This is a genomic window from Profundibacter sp. (assembly GCF_965277155.1).
In the GTDB taxonomy this organism is placed as follows: Bacteria; Pseudomonadota; Alphaproteobacteria; order Rhodobacterales; family Rhodobacteraceae; genus Profundibacter.
In genome coordinates this window covers 785441-797423 of the sequence record NZ_CBDIBV010000010.1, presented here as the reverse complement: position 1 = coordinate 797423, position 11983 = coordinate 785441, and the positions used below count along the sequence as shown (strand labels likewise).

At 58.0% G+C, this 11983-nt stretch carries 14 protein-coding genes, 1 tRNA gene and 1 pseudogene; 9 read left to right on the top strand and 7 right to left on the bottom strand.

Annotated elements, in window-relative coordinates:
• Window positions 1-79 precede the first annotated feature (79 nt).
• On the top strand, window positions 80-1564 hold the full coding sequence (locus ACQY4M_RS11965) for a S8 family serine peptidase (protein WP_428544194.1): 1485 nt from the start codon (window positions 80-82) through the stop codon (window positions 1562-1564).
• A gap of 21 nt (window positions 1565-1585) precedes the next feature.
• Here the strand turns inward: ACQY4M_RS11965 and ACQY4M_RS11960 are convergent.
• Window positions 1586-1662 (bottom strand) — tRNA-Ile (locus ACQY4M_RS11960).
• 134 nt (window positions 1663-1796) lie between these two features.
• Here ACQY4M_RS11960 and purM point away from each other — a divergent pair.
• The 3 genes and pseudogenes from purM to ACQY4M_RS11945 all read left to right on the top strand — a co-directional run.
• On the top strand, window positions 1797-2843 hold the full coding sequence (gene purM / locus ACQY4M_RS11955; protein ID WP_428544191.1) for a phosphoribosylformylglycinamidine cyclo-ligase: 1047 nt from the start codon (window positions 1797-1799) through the stop codon (window positions 2841-2843).
• Entirely contained in the window at window positions 2840-3433 is a 594-nt protein-coding gene (gene purN, locus ACQY4M_RS11950) for a phosphoribosylglycinamide formyltransferase (RefSeq protein ID WP_428544188.1), read from the top strand. Before purM ends, purN begins: the two co-directional genes overlap by 4 nt.
• A 67-nt stretch (window positions 3434-3500) precedes the next feature.
• Window positions 3501-3692, top strand: a pseudogene (locus tag ACQY4M_RS11945) (ribonuclease D); the annotation flags it as partial.
• Window positions 3693-3757: 65 nt separating this feature from the next.
• Here ACQY4M_RS11945 and ACQY4M_RS11940 read toward each other — a convergent pair.
• Window positions 3758-4984 (bottom strand): IS256 family transposase, encoded by a 1227-nt coding sequence (locus tag ACQY4M_RS11940; protein ID WP_428544510.1) that lies wholly within the window; start codon window positions 4982-4984, stop codon window positions 3758-3760.
• Between the two features lie 45 nt (window positions 4985-5029).
• On the opposite strand from ACQY4M_RS11940, the gene ACQY4M_RS11935 reads away from it, so the two are divergent.
• Window positions 5030-6058 carry a ribonuclease D gene (locus ACQY4M_RS11935; protein ID WP_428544185.1) on the top strand — a complete coding sequence of 343 codons (1029 nt, stop codon included), beginning with the start codon at window positions 5030-5032 and terminating at the stop codon, window positions 6056-6058.
• Here the strand turns inward: ACQY4M_RS11935 and ACQY4M_RS11930 are convergent.
• Window positions 6055-6513 carry a hypothetical protein gene (locus ACQY4M_RS11930; protein ID WP_428544182.1) on the bottom strand — a complete coding sequence of 153 codons (459 nt, stop codon included), beginning with the start codon at window positions 6511-6513 and terminating at the stop codon, window positions 6055-6057. The genes ACQY4M_RS11935 and ACQY4M_RS11930 overlap by 4 nt on opposite strands.
• A 130-nt stretch (window positions 6514-6643) precedes the next feature.
• Between ACQY4M_RS11930 and ACQY4M_RS11925 the strand changes: the two genes are divergently transcribed.
• Window positions 6644-7072 carry a SufE family protein gene (locus ACQY4M_RS11925; RefSeq protein ID WP_428544179.1) on the top strand — a complete coding sequence of 143 codons (429 nt, stop codon included), beginning with the start codon at window positions 6644-6646 and terminating at the stop codon, window positions 7070-7072.
• On the opposite strand, the gene ACQY4M_RS11920 is transcribed toward ACQY4M_RS11925, so the two are convergent.
• The 4 genes from ACQY4M_RS11920 to ACQY4M_RS11905 form a co-directional block, all read right to left on the bottom strand.
• The gene (locus tag ACQY4M_RS11920) at window positions 7069-7710 is read right to left on the bottom strand and encodes a DUF1638 domain-containing protein (protein ID WP_428544176.1); all 642 of its coding nucleotides are present in this window, start codon (window positions 7708-7710) and stop codon (window positions 7069-7071) included. The two genes, ACQY4M_RS11925 and ACQY4M_RS11920, sit on opposite strands and share 4 nt — an antisense overlap.
• A gap of 17 nt (window positions 7711-7727) precedes the next feature.
• Window positions 7728-8429, bottom strand: a complete 702-nt coding sequence (locus tag ACQY4M_RS11915) for a corrinoid protein (protein WP_428544173.1) — start codon at window positions 8427-8429, stop codon at window positions 7728-7730.
• Between the two features lie 120 nt (window positions 8430-8549).
• Window positions 8550-9563 carry a betaine--homocysteine S-methyltransferase gene (gene bmt, locus ACQY4M_RS11910; protein ID WP_428544170.1) on the bottom strand — a complete coding sequence of 338 codons (1014 nt, stop codon included), beginning with the start codon at window positions 9561-9563 and terminating at the stop codon, window positions 8550-8552.
• 211 nt (window positions 9564-9774) lie between these two features.
• Window positions 9775-10089, bottom strand: coding sequence for a DUF1476 domain-containing protein (locus tag ACQY4M_RS11905; RefSeq protein ID WP_428544167.1), 315 nt, complete (start codon window positions 10087-10089; stop codon window positions 9775-9777).
• A 188-nt stretch (window positions 10090-10277) separates the two neighbouring features.
• On the opposite strand from ACQY4M_RS11905, the gene purC reads away from it, so the two are divergent.
• Genes purC through purQ form a run of 3 tightly spaced genes read left to right on the top strand, consistent with a single transcriptional unit; the run spans window position 10278 to window position 11959 of the window.
• Window positions 10278-11039: a phosphoribosylaminoimidazolesuccinocarboxamide synthase gene (purC, locus tag ACQY4M_RS11900; RefSeq protein WP_428544164.1), complete on the top strand. Its 762-nt coding sequence runs from the start codon at window positions 10278-10280 to the stop codon at window positions 11037-11039.
• A 12-nt stretch (window positions 11040-11051) separates the two neighbouring features.
• Window positions 11052-11291 (top strand): phosphoribosylformylglycinamidine synthase subunit PurS, encoded by a 240-nt coding sequence (gene purS, locus ACQY4M_RS11895; RefSeq protein WP_428544161.1) that lies wholly within the window; start codon window positions 11052-11054, stop codon window positions 11289-11291.
• Window positions 11291-11959: a phosphoribosylformylglycinamidine synthase subunit PurQ gene (gene purQ / locus ACQY4M_RS11890; protein WP_428544158.1), complete on the top strand. Its 669-nt coding sequence runs from the start codon at window positions 11291-11293 to the stop codon at window positions 11957-11959. Before purS ends, purQ begins: the two co-directional genes overlap by 1 nt.
• Window positions 11960-11983 lie beyond the last annotated feature (24 nt).

Below are 11983 nucleotides of genomic sequence, written 5' to 3'. Positions count from 1 at the left end.
TGCTGGCCAAATGGTTCTGCCCTTACATGATCGAATTATGCCGCGAACAGGTGTTCGCCGCGATGCAGGAGTGGATATAATGCCGGTAAATGATCTGAACCGTGACAGCGAATACGCCCATTACCTGTGGCATCTGCATGATGCGGGCGTGATAACCCTTGAACTGGCCGAAGGCGAGGGCCTGCCACATTACGAGGTTACCGGCAGTGTCTGGGATGATCTGTATGACGATGCAGTGGAACCGTCGCTTGTGGTGATGATTGACAACGGCTGTTCATCGCAACACCCCTATTTGCCAGCGGTGGGGAATGCCGGTGGCATGGTCGAAGGCATAGATTTTGCCACCCATGATTTCGGGGCGATTATACGTCCGTTGGATGACGAAGACGCAGCGGATGAAACGGAAAAATGCACCACGGACCGCGAAGGCCGCCTGAACCATTTTGATGCCGCTAATGCGGCTGACCCGAACTTCTGGCAACGTATTAGCGATTTTGATCAGGAAACCGATATACAAGGGGTGAGTGACATCATCGATGCCCTTGAAAATACAAAGGGTGTTGTCCGCTCGGTCACCACATATGCAGATGATCTGCCGACACATGGCACATTGCTGGCCGGTGTTGTGGGGGCGCGTGCCCCTGCCGTGATGCCCGAAGAATGTGCCGAGGCTATCGCCTATTTCGGTGCTGATCCCCGTTGCCGCCTGTTGCCGCTAAACACCAGTTTTCGGCCCGAATTCATCGGGCTGATCCATGCGCTGCTTTATGCGGTTGGCATGGGGGCCGATGCCATTTGCATCCCGCGCGCGATTTATATGCCGACGGCCAAAGGCAACAAGGTTGATCCGCACCGTCCAAAAGACAAACGCGCCTCGCGGATTGATACCGATCCGGTTGTGAAACGGCATTCGGAAATTTTCGAATCCCTGCTGCTGGAAATAGCAGCGCGTGTGCCGGTGATCATTGCCGCAGGCAACAACGGGTTCAAAAGTGAAACGGTTTATCCGGCGTCACTGGCTGGTCCCGATAATGCACTGATCTCGGTCGGGGCAATCAACGGCAAGCGCAAGCCGAGTTCCTATACCAACACAAGGAACGTGACGGTCTATGCCCCCAGTGATGACGCACCGGTCTGGACCCACAAGGAACTGCGCCTTGATCCAAAGGGGCGCACGATGCACAACCATGTTGTCACACAGGCCGGGTCCGAGCCTGCGGATGCAGGGGATTATTCCACATGGGGCGTCCTGTCCACAGATGTGCCGGGTGCCTTCGGGGCCGAAGATGGCGGCGTTTCCACGATCGAGGAAACGGGGTACGAATCCTCGATTATGCAGCGTTCGCAGTTTGCCTCGTTCGGGGGGACCTCGGCGGCCAGTGGTATTGTGGCCGGTGTTGTTTCCCTGATTCAGGCAAAACGGCGCAAGGAGGGTCTGGATCCGATGACAGGGGCGGAAATGAAGCTGCATTTGCAAGCCAACTGTCCCGATCTGGCCATCCCGCCGGAAAATGCCGTGATCAAACGGATTGATGCCGATGCCTGTTTGCAGGCTATTTCGTAAACAAGCACTGTTAGAAAACCATGGTAGGCCCGGCAGGACTCGAACCTGCGACCAAAGCGTTATGAGTGCTCTGCTCTAACCAACTGAGCTACAGGCCCACTGTAGTCATGGGCGCATGGGTATTTGTGTGCAGCCCTTTGGTCAAGGGGTGTTTTGCCCGTTATGATGGACAGAAGGGGGCAGAGTTGTTACTGCGCTGCTAAACGGATTCTATTCCAAGGGGTGCTGCCAGATGACTTCGGGTAAAAACGGTTTGACCTATGCCGATGCCGGTGTGGATATTGATGCGGGCAACGCGCTGGTCGAGCGGATAAAACCCGCCGCCAAACGCACCACACGGCCCGGGGTAATGTCGGGGCTGGGCGGCTTTGGCGCGCTGTTTGATCTGAAGGGCGCGGGCTATACCGACCCTGTGCTGGTGGCCGCGACCGACGGGGTTGGCACCAAGCTGCGGATTGCGATTGATACCGGCAATGTATCCACCATCGGCATTGATCTGGTGGCGATGTGTGTGAATGACCTGATTTGTCAGGGGGCCGAACCGCTGTTCTTTCTGGATTATTTCGCCACAGGCAAGCTGGAACTGGATCAGGCCACGCAGATTATCGAGGGTATCGCCAAGGGCTGTGAATTGTCCGGTTGCGCGTTGATTGGCGGCGAAACGGCGGAAATGCCGGGGATGTACCACGATGGCGACTTTGATCTGGCCGGTTTTGCCGTGGGCGCGATGGAGCGTGGAATGGCCCTGCCGGATGGTGTGGCGGCGGGGGATGTGTTGCTGGGGCTGGCCAGTGACGGGGTGCATTCCAACGGATATTCGCTGGTGCGCAAGGTGGTCGAGGTTTCCGGCCTTGGCTGGGACGCGGATTGCCCGTTTGGCGATGGTCCCCTTGGCACGGCTCTGCTGGCGCCCACACGGCTGTATGTAAAATCGACGCTGGCGGCGATACGGGTAGGGGGTGTGCATGCGCTGGCCCATATCACTGGCGGCGGGTTGACGGAAAACGTGCCACGGGTATTGCCCGAAGGGATGGGGGCACAGGTGGACCTGTCGGCATGGGACTTGCCGCCGGTGTTCAAATGGCTGACCGAAACGGCCGGCATGGAGCAGTCCGAACTGCTGAAAACTTTCAACGCCGGGATCGGCATGGTGCTGGCCGTATCTGCAGATCGCGCAGATGCCATCACCGAACTATTGCTGGCCGAGGGCGAAACGGTGTTCCGCATCGGTCAGGTGGCTGACGGGTCGGGCGTTTCCTATACAGGCGCGCTTTTGTGAACAAACGGGTGGCGATACTGATTTCGGGCGGTGGCTCGAACATGGTGGCCCTGGCGCAGTCGATGACAGGGGACCACCCCGCACGCGCCGTTCTTGTGCTGGCCAATAATGCGAATGCCGGTGGCTTGCAAAAGGCAGCGGATATGGGGATTGCCGCGGCGGTGGTTGATCATCGCCCCTTTGGCAAGGACCGCGCCGCGTTCGAGGCCGCGTTGACCCGCAGGCTGGAACAGGCTCAACCCGACATCATTTGCCTTGCCGGTTTCATGCGGGTGCTGGGGGCTGATTTCGTCACCCGCTGGCAGGGCCGGATTTTGAACATCCACCCGTCATTATTGCCCAAATACAAAGGGTTGCACACCCACGCCCGCGCGATCGAGGCCGGCGATAAACAGGCCGGTTGTTCCGTGCATCTGGTCACTGCCGAACTGGATGGCGGGCCCGTTTTGGGGCAGGCGCGGGTGCCGGTTTTACCGGGTGACACCCCGGAAACCCTGGCCGCCCGCGTGCTGCCGATGGAACATCGGCTTTATCCTGACGTGTTGCGCCGTTTTGCGGCGGGGGACAAAACCGTGGTCAATTTGCCCTGAGGCTTTCCATTTCTGCGCAAATTGCGTAAGAAGCCGCCAACCAGTCCCAATTGAGCAGCAGACCTTTATGAAAACCCTGACCACCACGCAACAGCTGGCCGATTTTTGCGAAATGGCCGCCAAACACCCCTATGTGACGATCGACACCGAATTTTTACGCGAACGCACCTATTATTCCAAACTGTGCCTGGTCCAGTTGGCGGTCAAAGGCGATGATAAGGACTGCGCGGTTCTGGTCGATCCGCTGGTGGACGGGCTGGTTGTGTCTCGAAAGTGGTGGAAATTGATTTCAGGCACCTCCGAGCGGGTTGGGTTATGCGCCGGTCAGGCGGCTTGGTCAAGGGTTGCGTCGGCGACGGGCTGAGCGAGCGTTTCCCAGCCATCGACCTTTCGCATGACGATCTGCCCCGAGGCCATCAGAGCCCAAAGCAGCATCGGCACGGTCTCGGCGCATGGCAGCACGGTCTGGGTCTTGATGCGGCGGCGGAATTCCTCGTTCAGGCGTTCGATCGCATTTGTCGTTCTGGCCGATTTCCACTGGCCTTGTGGCAGACGCGTGAAGGTGAAAAGCTTATCTCCTGCTTCTTCCAAGCTGTCAGCGACGGCCTTGCATTTCGGCCGCCATTTTCGCAGAAATGCCTTGCGGCGGGTGGCGATTTCCTCGGGTGTTTTGGCGTAGATCATGTCGCGGTAATCTTCTGTCAACTCATCATGCATACGCTTGGGTGCCTTGGCCAGAAGGTTGCGGTGCTTGTGCACCGTGCACCTCTGGATCGGCAGATCTTCACCCCAGAGGGCAATGAGAGCGACCTCAAGTCCCGGTGCCCCGTCCACGATGACAAATTCGGGCCGTTTCAACCCGCGCGCATCCAGATCGTTGATGAACTGACGCCAGGCGGAGGTGCTTTCGCCGCCCATGTTCATCAGTGATAACAAGACCTTCTGCCCATCCCGGCGCACGCCAATCGCGGCCAGAACCGAGATATTGGTGGCCTTCCTGTCAATCCGCGTTTTGATCACGGTGCCGTCCAGGATCAGCCGCACGATGTCTTCATCCGCAAGGCTGCGGGCGCACCACGCCTGCCAGTCCACCTTCACCTTGCGCCAGGCGCGGCTCACCACATCCTTGCTGACCGCCCCCTGAAACAGGCCGAACAGGGCGCGTTTTACCCGCCGTGTGTTGGTGCCCGAAAGGTAGACAGCAGCGATCAGCGCCTCGGCCTTCTTCGTCAGCCGCTGGTAGCGGGGCAATGCCTTCGAGCGCCATTCTCTGGCCTTGCCGGCCTCGCCTGTGATCCGCGCACGCGGCACGCGCACCGTTTCGGTTCCAAATGTTCCGACCAGTTGCCGCTCGCGATGCCCGTGGCGGTATCCGGCCTTTGCCCCGCCGCTGCGGCCATACCGGCAACGGCCCAGAAACTGCTCCAGCTCCTCTTCGAAAACCGCCTCGATCGTCGCGCGGATGTTCTGGCGCAGCCGGTCTTCAATCGGGTCATAGCCTGCTTCATTGGCCAGTAGCGCGGATGTCGATGTTGCTGTATTCTTTGTCATGGCGTGATCTCCTTGGCGGTTCCAGCCGCCGGTTGGGTGGCTTCGATGCACCCGGAGATTACGCCGTCCTCGAATTTCCACCAAACTCGCGACACTACCGACGGGCTGTCGCTGGAACCACTGTACGATCTGTTTCGCAACGAGGATGTGGTCAAGGTGTTCCATGCCGCACGTCAAGACCTTGAGATTTTCTTTATCGAAGGCGGGGTGTTTCCCAAGCCGTTGTTCGACACCCAGGTCGCCGCTATGGTGTGTGATTTTGGCGAGCAGGTGGGCTATGAAACACTGGTGCGCAAGATCGCCAAAGAATCGCTGGACAAGTCATCCCGCTTTACCGACTGGTCACGCCGCCCCCTGACGGATGCACAGAAAACCTATGCGATCGGGGATGTGACCCATCTGCGGGTGATTTACGAATTCCTGAAGGGCAAGATTGAAAAAACAAACAGAACCAAATGGGTAGAAGAGGAACTTAAAGTTCTTCTTAGCCCCGAAACATATATCATCCAGCCCGAAAACGCGTGGAAACGGGTGAAAACCCGCAGCAATTCCGGCCGCTTCATGGCGATTGTCAAAGAACTGGCGGCGTTTCGCGAAATCTATGCCCAAGGGCGCAATGTGCCGCGCAATCGGGTCTACAAGGACGAGGCGATGCTGGAACTGGCCTCGACCAAGCCAAAGACCATGCAGGATCTGGGCCGTTCACGCCTGTTGCAACGCGAAGCCCGCAAGGGCGAGATTGCCGAGGGTATATTGGCCGCCGTCGCCAAAGGGTTGGTCGCCGATCCCGCCGATTTCCCCAAACCCGACAAATCGCGCGAAAAGCTACAGGTCAATCCGGCGTTGGCCGATCTGTTGCGGGTGCTGTTGAAATCCAAGGCCGAGGAGGCCGGCGTGGCGTTGAAGCTGATCGCCACATCCGCCGAACTGGACAAGATCGCGGCAGGCCAGCGCAACGGGAAATCCCTGTCGGGTTGGCGTAACGAGGTGTTCGGCAAAGATGCCTTGCGTCTGTGTGACGGTAAGATCGCCCTGACAGCGCAGGGCACAGCGGTTAAGGTTGTAGACCTTTAACGGCGGGTCGAACGGGCGTTTTTCGCCCCGACCACACGGATTTGGCGCACGCCATCCAATTTGATGTTCGACACAAATCGCGCCACCACCACTTCGCGGCTTTGCGGGGTGGAAACACGTTGGAAATCAATCGGTTCCTCGATGCGGAATTGATATGTCAGCACGCCTTTTACCGGCTCTTCACCATTCTCGGGGACCAGTTCGGCATCCCAGTATCCTTGGGTCGGGGGCAGGCCGGTTGCACGGATGATGGCGCCGCCGGGGGTTTTGTCGACCGACAAGGACACCACCTGTTGCACCAAGGCGCGATTATCATTGATCACGGTCGGGTCTGGCAATTCGGCAAGCGTTTCCTGTGTGCTGCCGCGTTTGAACCAATTGAACGGGTTCAGTTTGGTGGCACAGCCTGTCAGCACAAGCGTGCCCAGCAATAATGCAGCGATCGGTGTTCTCATGGTGTCAGGCCCCTTCGTTCCATGTAACCGAATTAGCCGATTGCGCGGGGTTTGAAAACCCGTCTTGTGCGGTCTGGACCTTTCTGCTTTGGCCCACTATCTGATGGGACACAAATGAAGGAGCAGGCAGATGGCAACCGAAGCCTTTGAAGACATCGTAGAGAATTTTGAATTTCTGGACGATTGGGAGGACCGTTATCGGTTCGTGATTGATCTGGGCAAGGCGATGGACCCGCTGGAGGATGCGTTGAAAGTGCCCGCGACCAAAGTGGACGGCTGCACCTCGCAGGTGTGGATCGCAGCACAGGTTGACGGCAGCGGGCCTGAGGCGGTGTTCCGGTTTCGCGGCGACAGCGATGCGATGATCGTGCGCGGTCTGGTGGCAGTCCTGACAGCGCTGTTCAACGGGTTGACGGTGGCTGAGGTGCTGAAGGTGGACGCGGGTGGCGAATTGGCGCGGCTTCAGTTGAACGACCATCTATCAGCGCAGCGCAGCAACGGGTTGCGGGCAATGGTGGAACGCATCCGCAAAATCGCAGGCGAGGCAGCGGCGGGTTAGGTTGCGACCTGATCCAGCGTTGTCGCCAGATCACCATATCCGGTAAAACGCCGCTCATAGGTCAGCCCCATGCGTCTGGCGCATTCGCGGGCCTTTTCATCCAGTTCGGGCGCATTTGTTTGCGCCTGATACACCAGCTTTTCGTAATTGCCGAAATACATTTCCAGCAATTCCGGGTGCCGGTCCAGCCCCATTGGTTTCCAGACAAAGGCATCAAACTGGCGAACCAGAAAATCGGTCAGGTAAAAGGCCGTGCATTCGTTTTCGGAAATCTTGGCAAAGGTGTCATTTCCCTCGTAAAACGAATAGCAATGCGGCCCCTGCATCATCTCTATGCCCAGTTCCGCACATTTTTTCTGTAGCAACCCGCCGGTGCCGCAATCGGCGTAAACCACGAATATATCATCATAATCCGCATGATGTTTAAGCACGATTTCCTCGACTGCGGCGGGAATGCGATCGGGATAAAGATGCAGGTTGGCGGGCAGGCAGGTCAGGCTGATGTGATCCCAGCCATTCAGTTTGATCAGCGACAGGATTTCATGTGCCAACGCCCCGCAGGCCAGCAGCAGGATGCGGGCCTTGTCCCCGGTTGGGGCAAACCCGCTTTCGGTCAGGGTTTTATCGTCAGGTGTCATGATCCCGCCTTGGCGGATCAGCCCGCCGCCATCTGGTTATGTTTGCGCAACATCAGGTCTTTGGCCGTTTCCACCGCAACCGCCGCATCGCGGCAGTAAGCGTTGGCGCCGATGGCTTTGCCGAATTCCTCGTTCAAGGGGGCGCCGCCGACCAGCACGATGTAATCATCGCGGATGCCTTTTTCGACCATCGTGTCGATCACAACCTTCATATAGGGCATGGTGGTGGTCAGCAGGGCGGACATGCCCAGAATATCGGCGTCTTCGCGGGTCAGGGCGTCCAGATAATCCTCGACCGGGTTGTTGATGCCCAGATCGACCACCTCGAAACCGGCGCCTTCCATCATCATCGAAACCAGGTTTTTGCCGATGTCGTGGATGTCGCCCTTTACGGTGCCGATTACCATTTTGCCCATGCGCGGTGCGCCGGATTCGGCCAGCAGCGGTTTCAGGATGGCCATGCCGCCCTTCATCGCGTTGGCGGCCAGCAGAACCTCGGGCACAAACAGGATGCCATCGCGAAAATCGGCCCCGACGATGGTCATGCCGGCAACCAGTGCTTCGGTCAGGACTTTGTAAGGCTCCCACTTACGGTCCAGCAGGATGGCCACGCCTTCCTCGATTTCCTCTTTCATGCCATCATACAGGTCATCGTGCATTTGCAGCACAAGTTCGTCGTCAGACAGTTCGGAGAGGATCAGATCATCTTCTTCGGCCATGGTTTCTTTCCCTGACAGGCGCATGTCGCGCGGTTTTCTATTTCACCAGATTGGCGTTTTGTCGCTGGCCGGTATAGGCCACTTGCGACATGGACCGCTCCGGCAACGACCAAAACGAGGCTAACCCCTGCTACGGCGGCGGTTTTTTCGGGCGGCGGGGGTGGCGTCATCGGTGCCGTCCGAAGCGGATGAAAAGCCGCCCAGCACCTCGGCAATTGCCTCGAGCGAGGGGCGCGGGCCGGGTGTGTGGGATTCCAGCGCGGCGCGCATGGCGACCAGATGTTCGGGCGTGGTGCCACAGCACCCGCCGATGATTTTGGCACCGCAATCGGCGGCCAGACAGGCGTATTTTCCCATCAGTTCCGGTGTGCCGTCGTAATGGATGTGACCATCGTGGAATTTCGGGATACCGGCGTTGCCTTTGGCGATGATCGGGCGTTCCGACCCTTGCGCGGCAAAGCCAAGAATGGTGCGCAGCAAATCCGCAGCACCGACACCACAGTTGGCCCCGTAAGCAATCGGTGGGTTCTTCAGTTTTTCGACCATATCGACCATGCCGGCAGATGTCAGGCCCATCATGGTGCGTCCGGCGGTGTCAAAGCTCATCGTGCCACACCACGGCATATCGGCCAGTGCAAAGGCTTCGGCGGCGGCTTTGTATTCTTCGGGGGCGGAAATGGTTTCGCACCACAAAACATCCACGCCGCCTTCTTTCAGGCCCTCGGCCTGTTCGTGGAAAATTTCGACGGCCAACTCGTGGGTTAATTCCCCCATCGGGGCCATGATTTCACCGGTCGGTCCGACCGAGCCTGCAACGATGATGGTCCGGCCCGAGGCATCGGCCACTTCGCGGCCCAGTTCAGCCGAGATGCGCGACAATTCACGGGCGCGCGATTCAGCGCCGTGCAGTTTCAGGCGCGAGGCGTTGCCACCAAAGCTGTTGGTCAAAAACAGATCACTGCCCGCATCCACTGCGCCGCGATAAAGCGCGCGGATTTTTTCCGGGTGGTCGACGTTCCAGAGTTCCGGCGCATCGCCCGAACTTAGGCCCATGTTGAACAGCGTGGTGCCTGTGGCCCCGTCCGCCAAAATCCAGTCCCGCTCAGCCAGCATACGCGATAGGGCGTTGGTCATTTGAAATAGCCTTTCATGCACGAAATTCGGCCGCACAAAGGCGGCTGTTGCTGGTCCAATGCCACGGTAAAGGCATTAGTGCAAACGCATATTGATCATAATGATCTTGAAAATGGCGTTAAGAAAGGTGGCCGGTTGTGGGAAAATTCGAAATTCTATTAAAAAAGGCACCTGCAAAACAGATGCCCTTGTCGTAATCCGTATTGGCCAATCAGTCTTCGGTCATGACTTGTTTCTTTGCTTCGACAAAAAATTCGTCCATCTTGGCGCGGATTTCATCGGCACTGGCTTTGTCGCCCAGATCACTGGCAACCTTGCGTACAACGTCCTCGTGACCGGCTTCTTCCAGATCGGAAATGACCACTTCCTTGGCATAGCTTTCCGCTTCGTCCCCGGATTTGCCCAGCTTTTCGGCGGCCCACAGGCCCAACAGCTTATGACTGCGCGCATTAACCTTGAACTGGATTTCGGCGTCATGGGCGTATTTGTTCTCGAAGGCGGTTTCGCGGTCGTCGAATGTACTCATTATATCCTCGCTTGGGAAAAAGGGTTCGTGTTCCTACCCGATATGCCCTTGCGCGGGCCATATCGCAAGGGGGCAGCGACAGTTTATCGCCACTTAGCTGCCATTGCGGGATTGCGGGAAGGCAGGGCATGTCGTATAGGCGCGGACAACAGGCACTTAATTTCTGCCCCGACCGGATCGGAGACCCCATGTCGCGACGCAAGATGATTTACGAAGGCAAAGCCAAAATCCTGTACGAAGGCCCCGAACCGGGCACATTGGTGCAATATTTCAAAGATGACGCCACGGCCTTTAACGCTGAAAAAAAGGACGTGATCGACGGCAAGGGTGCGCTGAACAACCGTTTAAGCGAATTCTTTATGAAGGGTTTGATGCAGATCGGTGTGCCGACCCATTTTATCAAACGCCTGAACATGCGCGAACAGCTGATCCGGCAGGTGGAGATTATCCCGCTGGAAGTGATCGTGCGCAATGTGGCCGCTGGCTCCATCTCCAAACGTTTGGGGATCGAGGAAGGCACACAACTGCCGCGCCCGATTGTCGAGTTTTCCTATAAGGATGATGCGCTGGGAGATCCGCTGGTGCCCGAAGAATATATCATCGCTTTTGGCTGGGCCAGTCAGCAGGATCTGGACGATATCGTGTCGCTGGCGCTGCGGGTGAATGATTTCATGTCCGGTGTGATGATGGCGGTCGGCATCAAGCTGATTGATTTCAAGATCGAAATCGGCCGCGTCTGGGATGGCGATTTTCAGCGGCTGATTGTGGCCGACGAAATCAGCCCCGACAGCTGCCGTCTGTGGGACGTTGAAACCGGCCAGAAACTGGACAAGGACGTGTTCCGCCGCGATCTGGGCAATCTGGCCGATGCTTATACCGAAGTGGCGCGCCGTTTGGGTGTGCTGCCAGTGAACGGGCCGCAGCCCGGCAAACCAACGCTTGTCAACTAGGGGGATCAGGGGATGAAAGCGCGTGTGACTGTGATGCTGAAAAACGGGGTTCTGGACCCGCAAGGCGAGGCGGTGCACCATGCGCTGGACGCTTTGGGCTTTGACGGGGTGAACGGGGTGCGGCAAGGCAAGGTGATCCTGCTGGATCTGGCCGAAACCGACGCCGCCGCTGCCGAAAAGACCGTTGGCCAGATGTGCGAGAAGCTGTTGGCCAATACGGTGATTGAATCTTACAGCATCGAGATACTGTGATGCTGGTCGGGATTGTCGTTTTTCCGGGGTCCAACTGTGACCGTGATCTGGAAGTTGCCTTTCGCGCCGCCGGTGCTGATGTCACGATGATCTGGCACAAGGAAACATCCCTGCCCAAGGGGCTGGATATGATCGGTGTTCCGGGCGGGTTTTCCTTTGGCGATTACCTGCGCTGCGGTGCGATTGCGGCGCAATCCCCGATTTGCCGCGCGGTGGTCGATCATGCCAAGGCAGGGGGCTATGTGCTGGGGGTTTGTAACGGCTTTCAGATCCTGACCGAAACCGGCCTGCTGCCCGGTGCGCTGTTGCGCAATGCCAACCTGAAATACATCTGCAAGACCATTCCCTTGACAGTGGAAAACACCGACAGCGCCTATACATCGGGGTACAGTCAGGGCGAACAGGTGATGTTCCCGATTGCCCATCACGATGGCAACTATACCGCTGACGCCGATACTGTTGCACGCCTTGAGGGCGACGGGCGTGTGGCGTTCCGTTATGCCGACAACCCCAATGGTTCGACCGCCGATATCGCGGGTATCTTTAGCCAGAACCGCCATGTGCTGGGAATGATGCCCCATCCTGAACGTGCGGCGGATGCACAGCATGGGGGCACCGACGGACAGGCGCTTTTCCGCGCGGTTGTCGGGGCAATGCAGCACGCCTAACTTGAGGCGGGACACGTTCGGGCG

Coding starts and splice junctions, on each gene's coding strand:
- ACQY4M_RS11965 (WP_428544194.1), top strand. CDS start 80: ATGCCGGTAAATGATCTGAACCGTGACAGCGAATACGCCCATTACCTG.
- purM (WP_428544191.1), top strand. CDS start 1,797: ATGACTTCGGGTAAAAACGGTTTGACCTATGCCGATGCCGGTGTGGAT.
- ACQY4M_RS11940 (WP_428544510.1), bottom strand. CDS start 4,984: ATGACAAAGAATACAGCAACATCGACATCCGCGCTACTGGCCAATGAA.
- ACQY4M_RS11935 (WP_428544185.1), top strand. CDS start 5,030: ATGCACCCGGAGATTACGCCGTCCTCGAATTTCCACCAAACTCGCGAC.
- ACQY4M_RS11930 (WP_428544182.1), bottom strand. CDS start 6,513: ATGAGAACACCGATCGCTGCATTATTGCTGGGCACGCTTGTGCTGACA.
- ACQY4M_RS11925 (WP_428544179.1), top strand. CDS start 6,644: ATGGCAACCGAAGCCTTTGAAGACATCGTAGAGAATTTTGAATTTCTG.
- ACQY4M_RS11920 (WP_428544176.1), bottom strand. CDS start 7,710: ATGACACCTGACGATAAAACCCTGACCGAAAGCGGGTTTGCCCCAACC.
- ACQY4M_RS11915 (WP_428544173.1), bottom strand. CDS start 8,429: ATGGCCGAAGAAGATGATCTGATCCTCTCCGAACTGTCTGACGACGAA.
- bmt (WP_428544170.1), bottom strand. CDS start 9,563: ATGACCAACGCCCTATCGCGTATGCTGGCTGAGCGGGACTGGATTTTG.
- ACQY4M_RS11905 (WP_428544167.1), bottom strand. CDS start 10,089: ATGAGTACATTCGACGACCGCGAAACCGCCTTCGAGAACAAATACGCC.
- purC (WP_428544164.1), top strand. CDS start 10,278: ATGTCGCGACGCAAGATGATTTACGAAGGCAAAGCCAAAATCCTGTAC.
- purS (WP_428544161.1), top strand. CDS start 11,052: ATGAAAGCGCGTGTGACTGTGATGCTGAAAAACGGGGTTCTGGACCCG.
- purQ (WP_428544158.1), top strand. CDS start 11,291: ATGCTGGTCGGGATTGTCGTTTTTCCGGGGTCCAACTGTGACCGTGAT.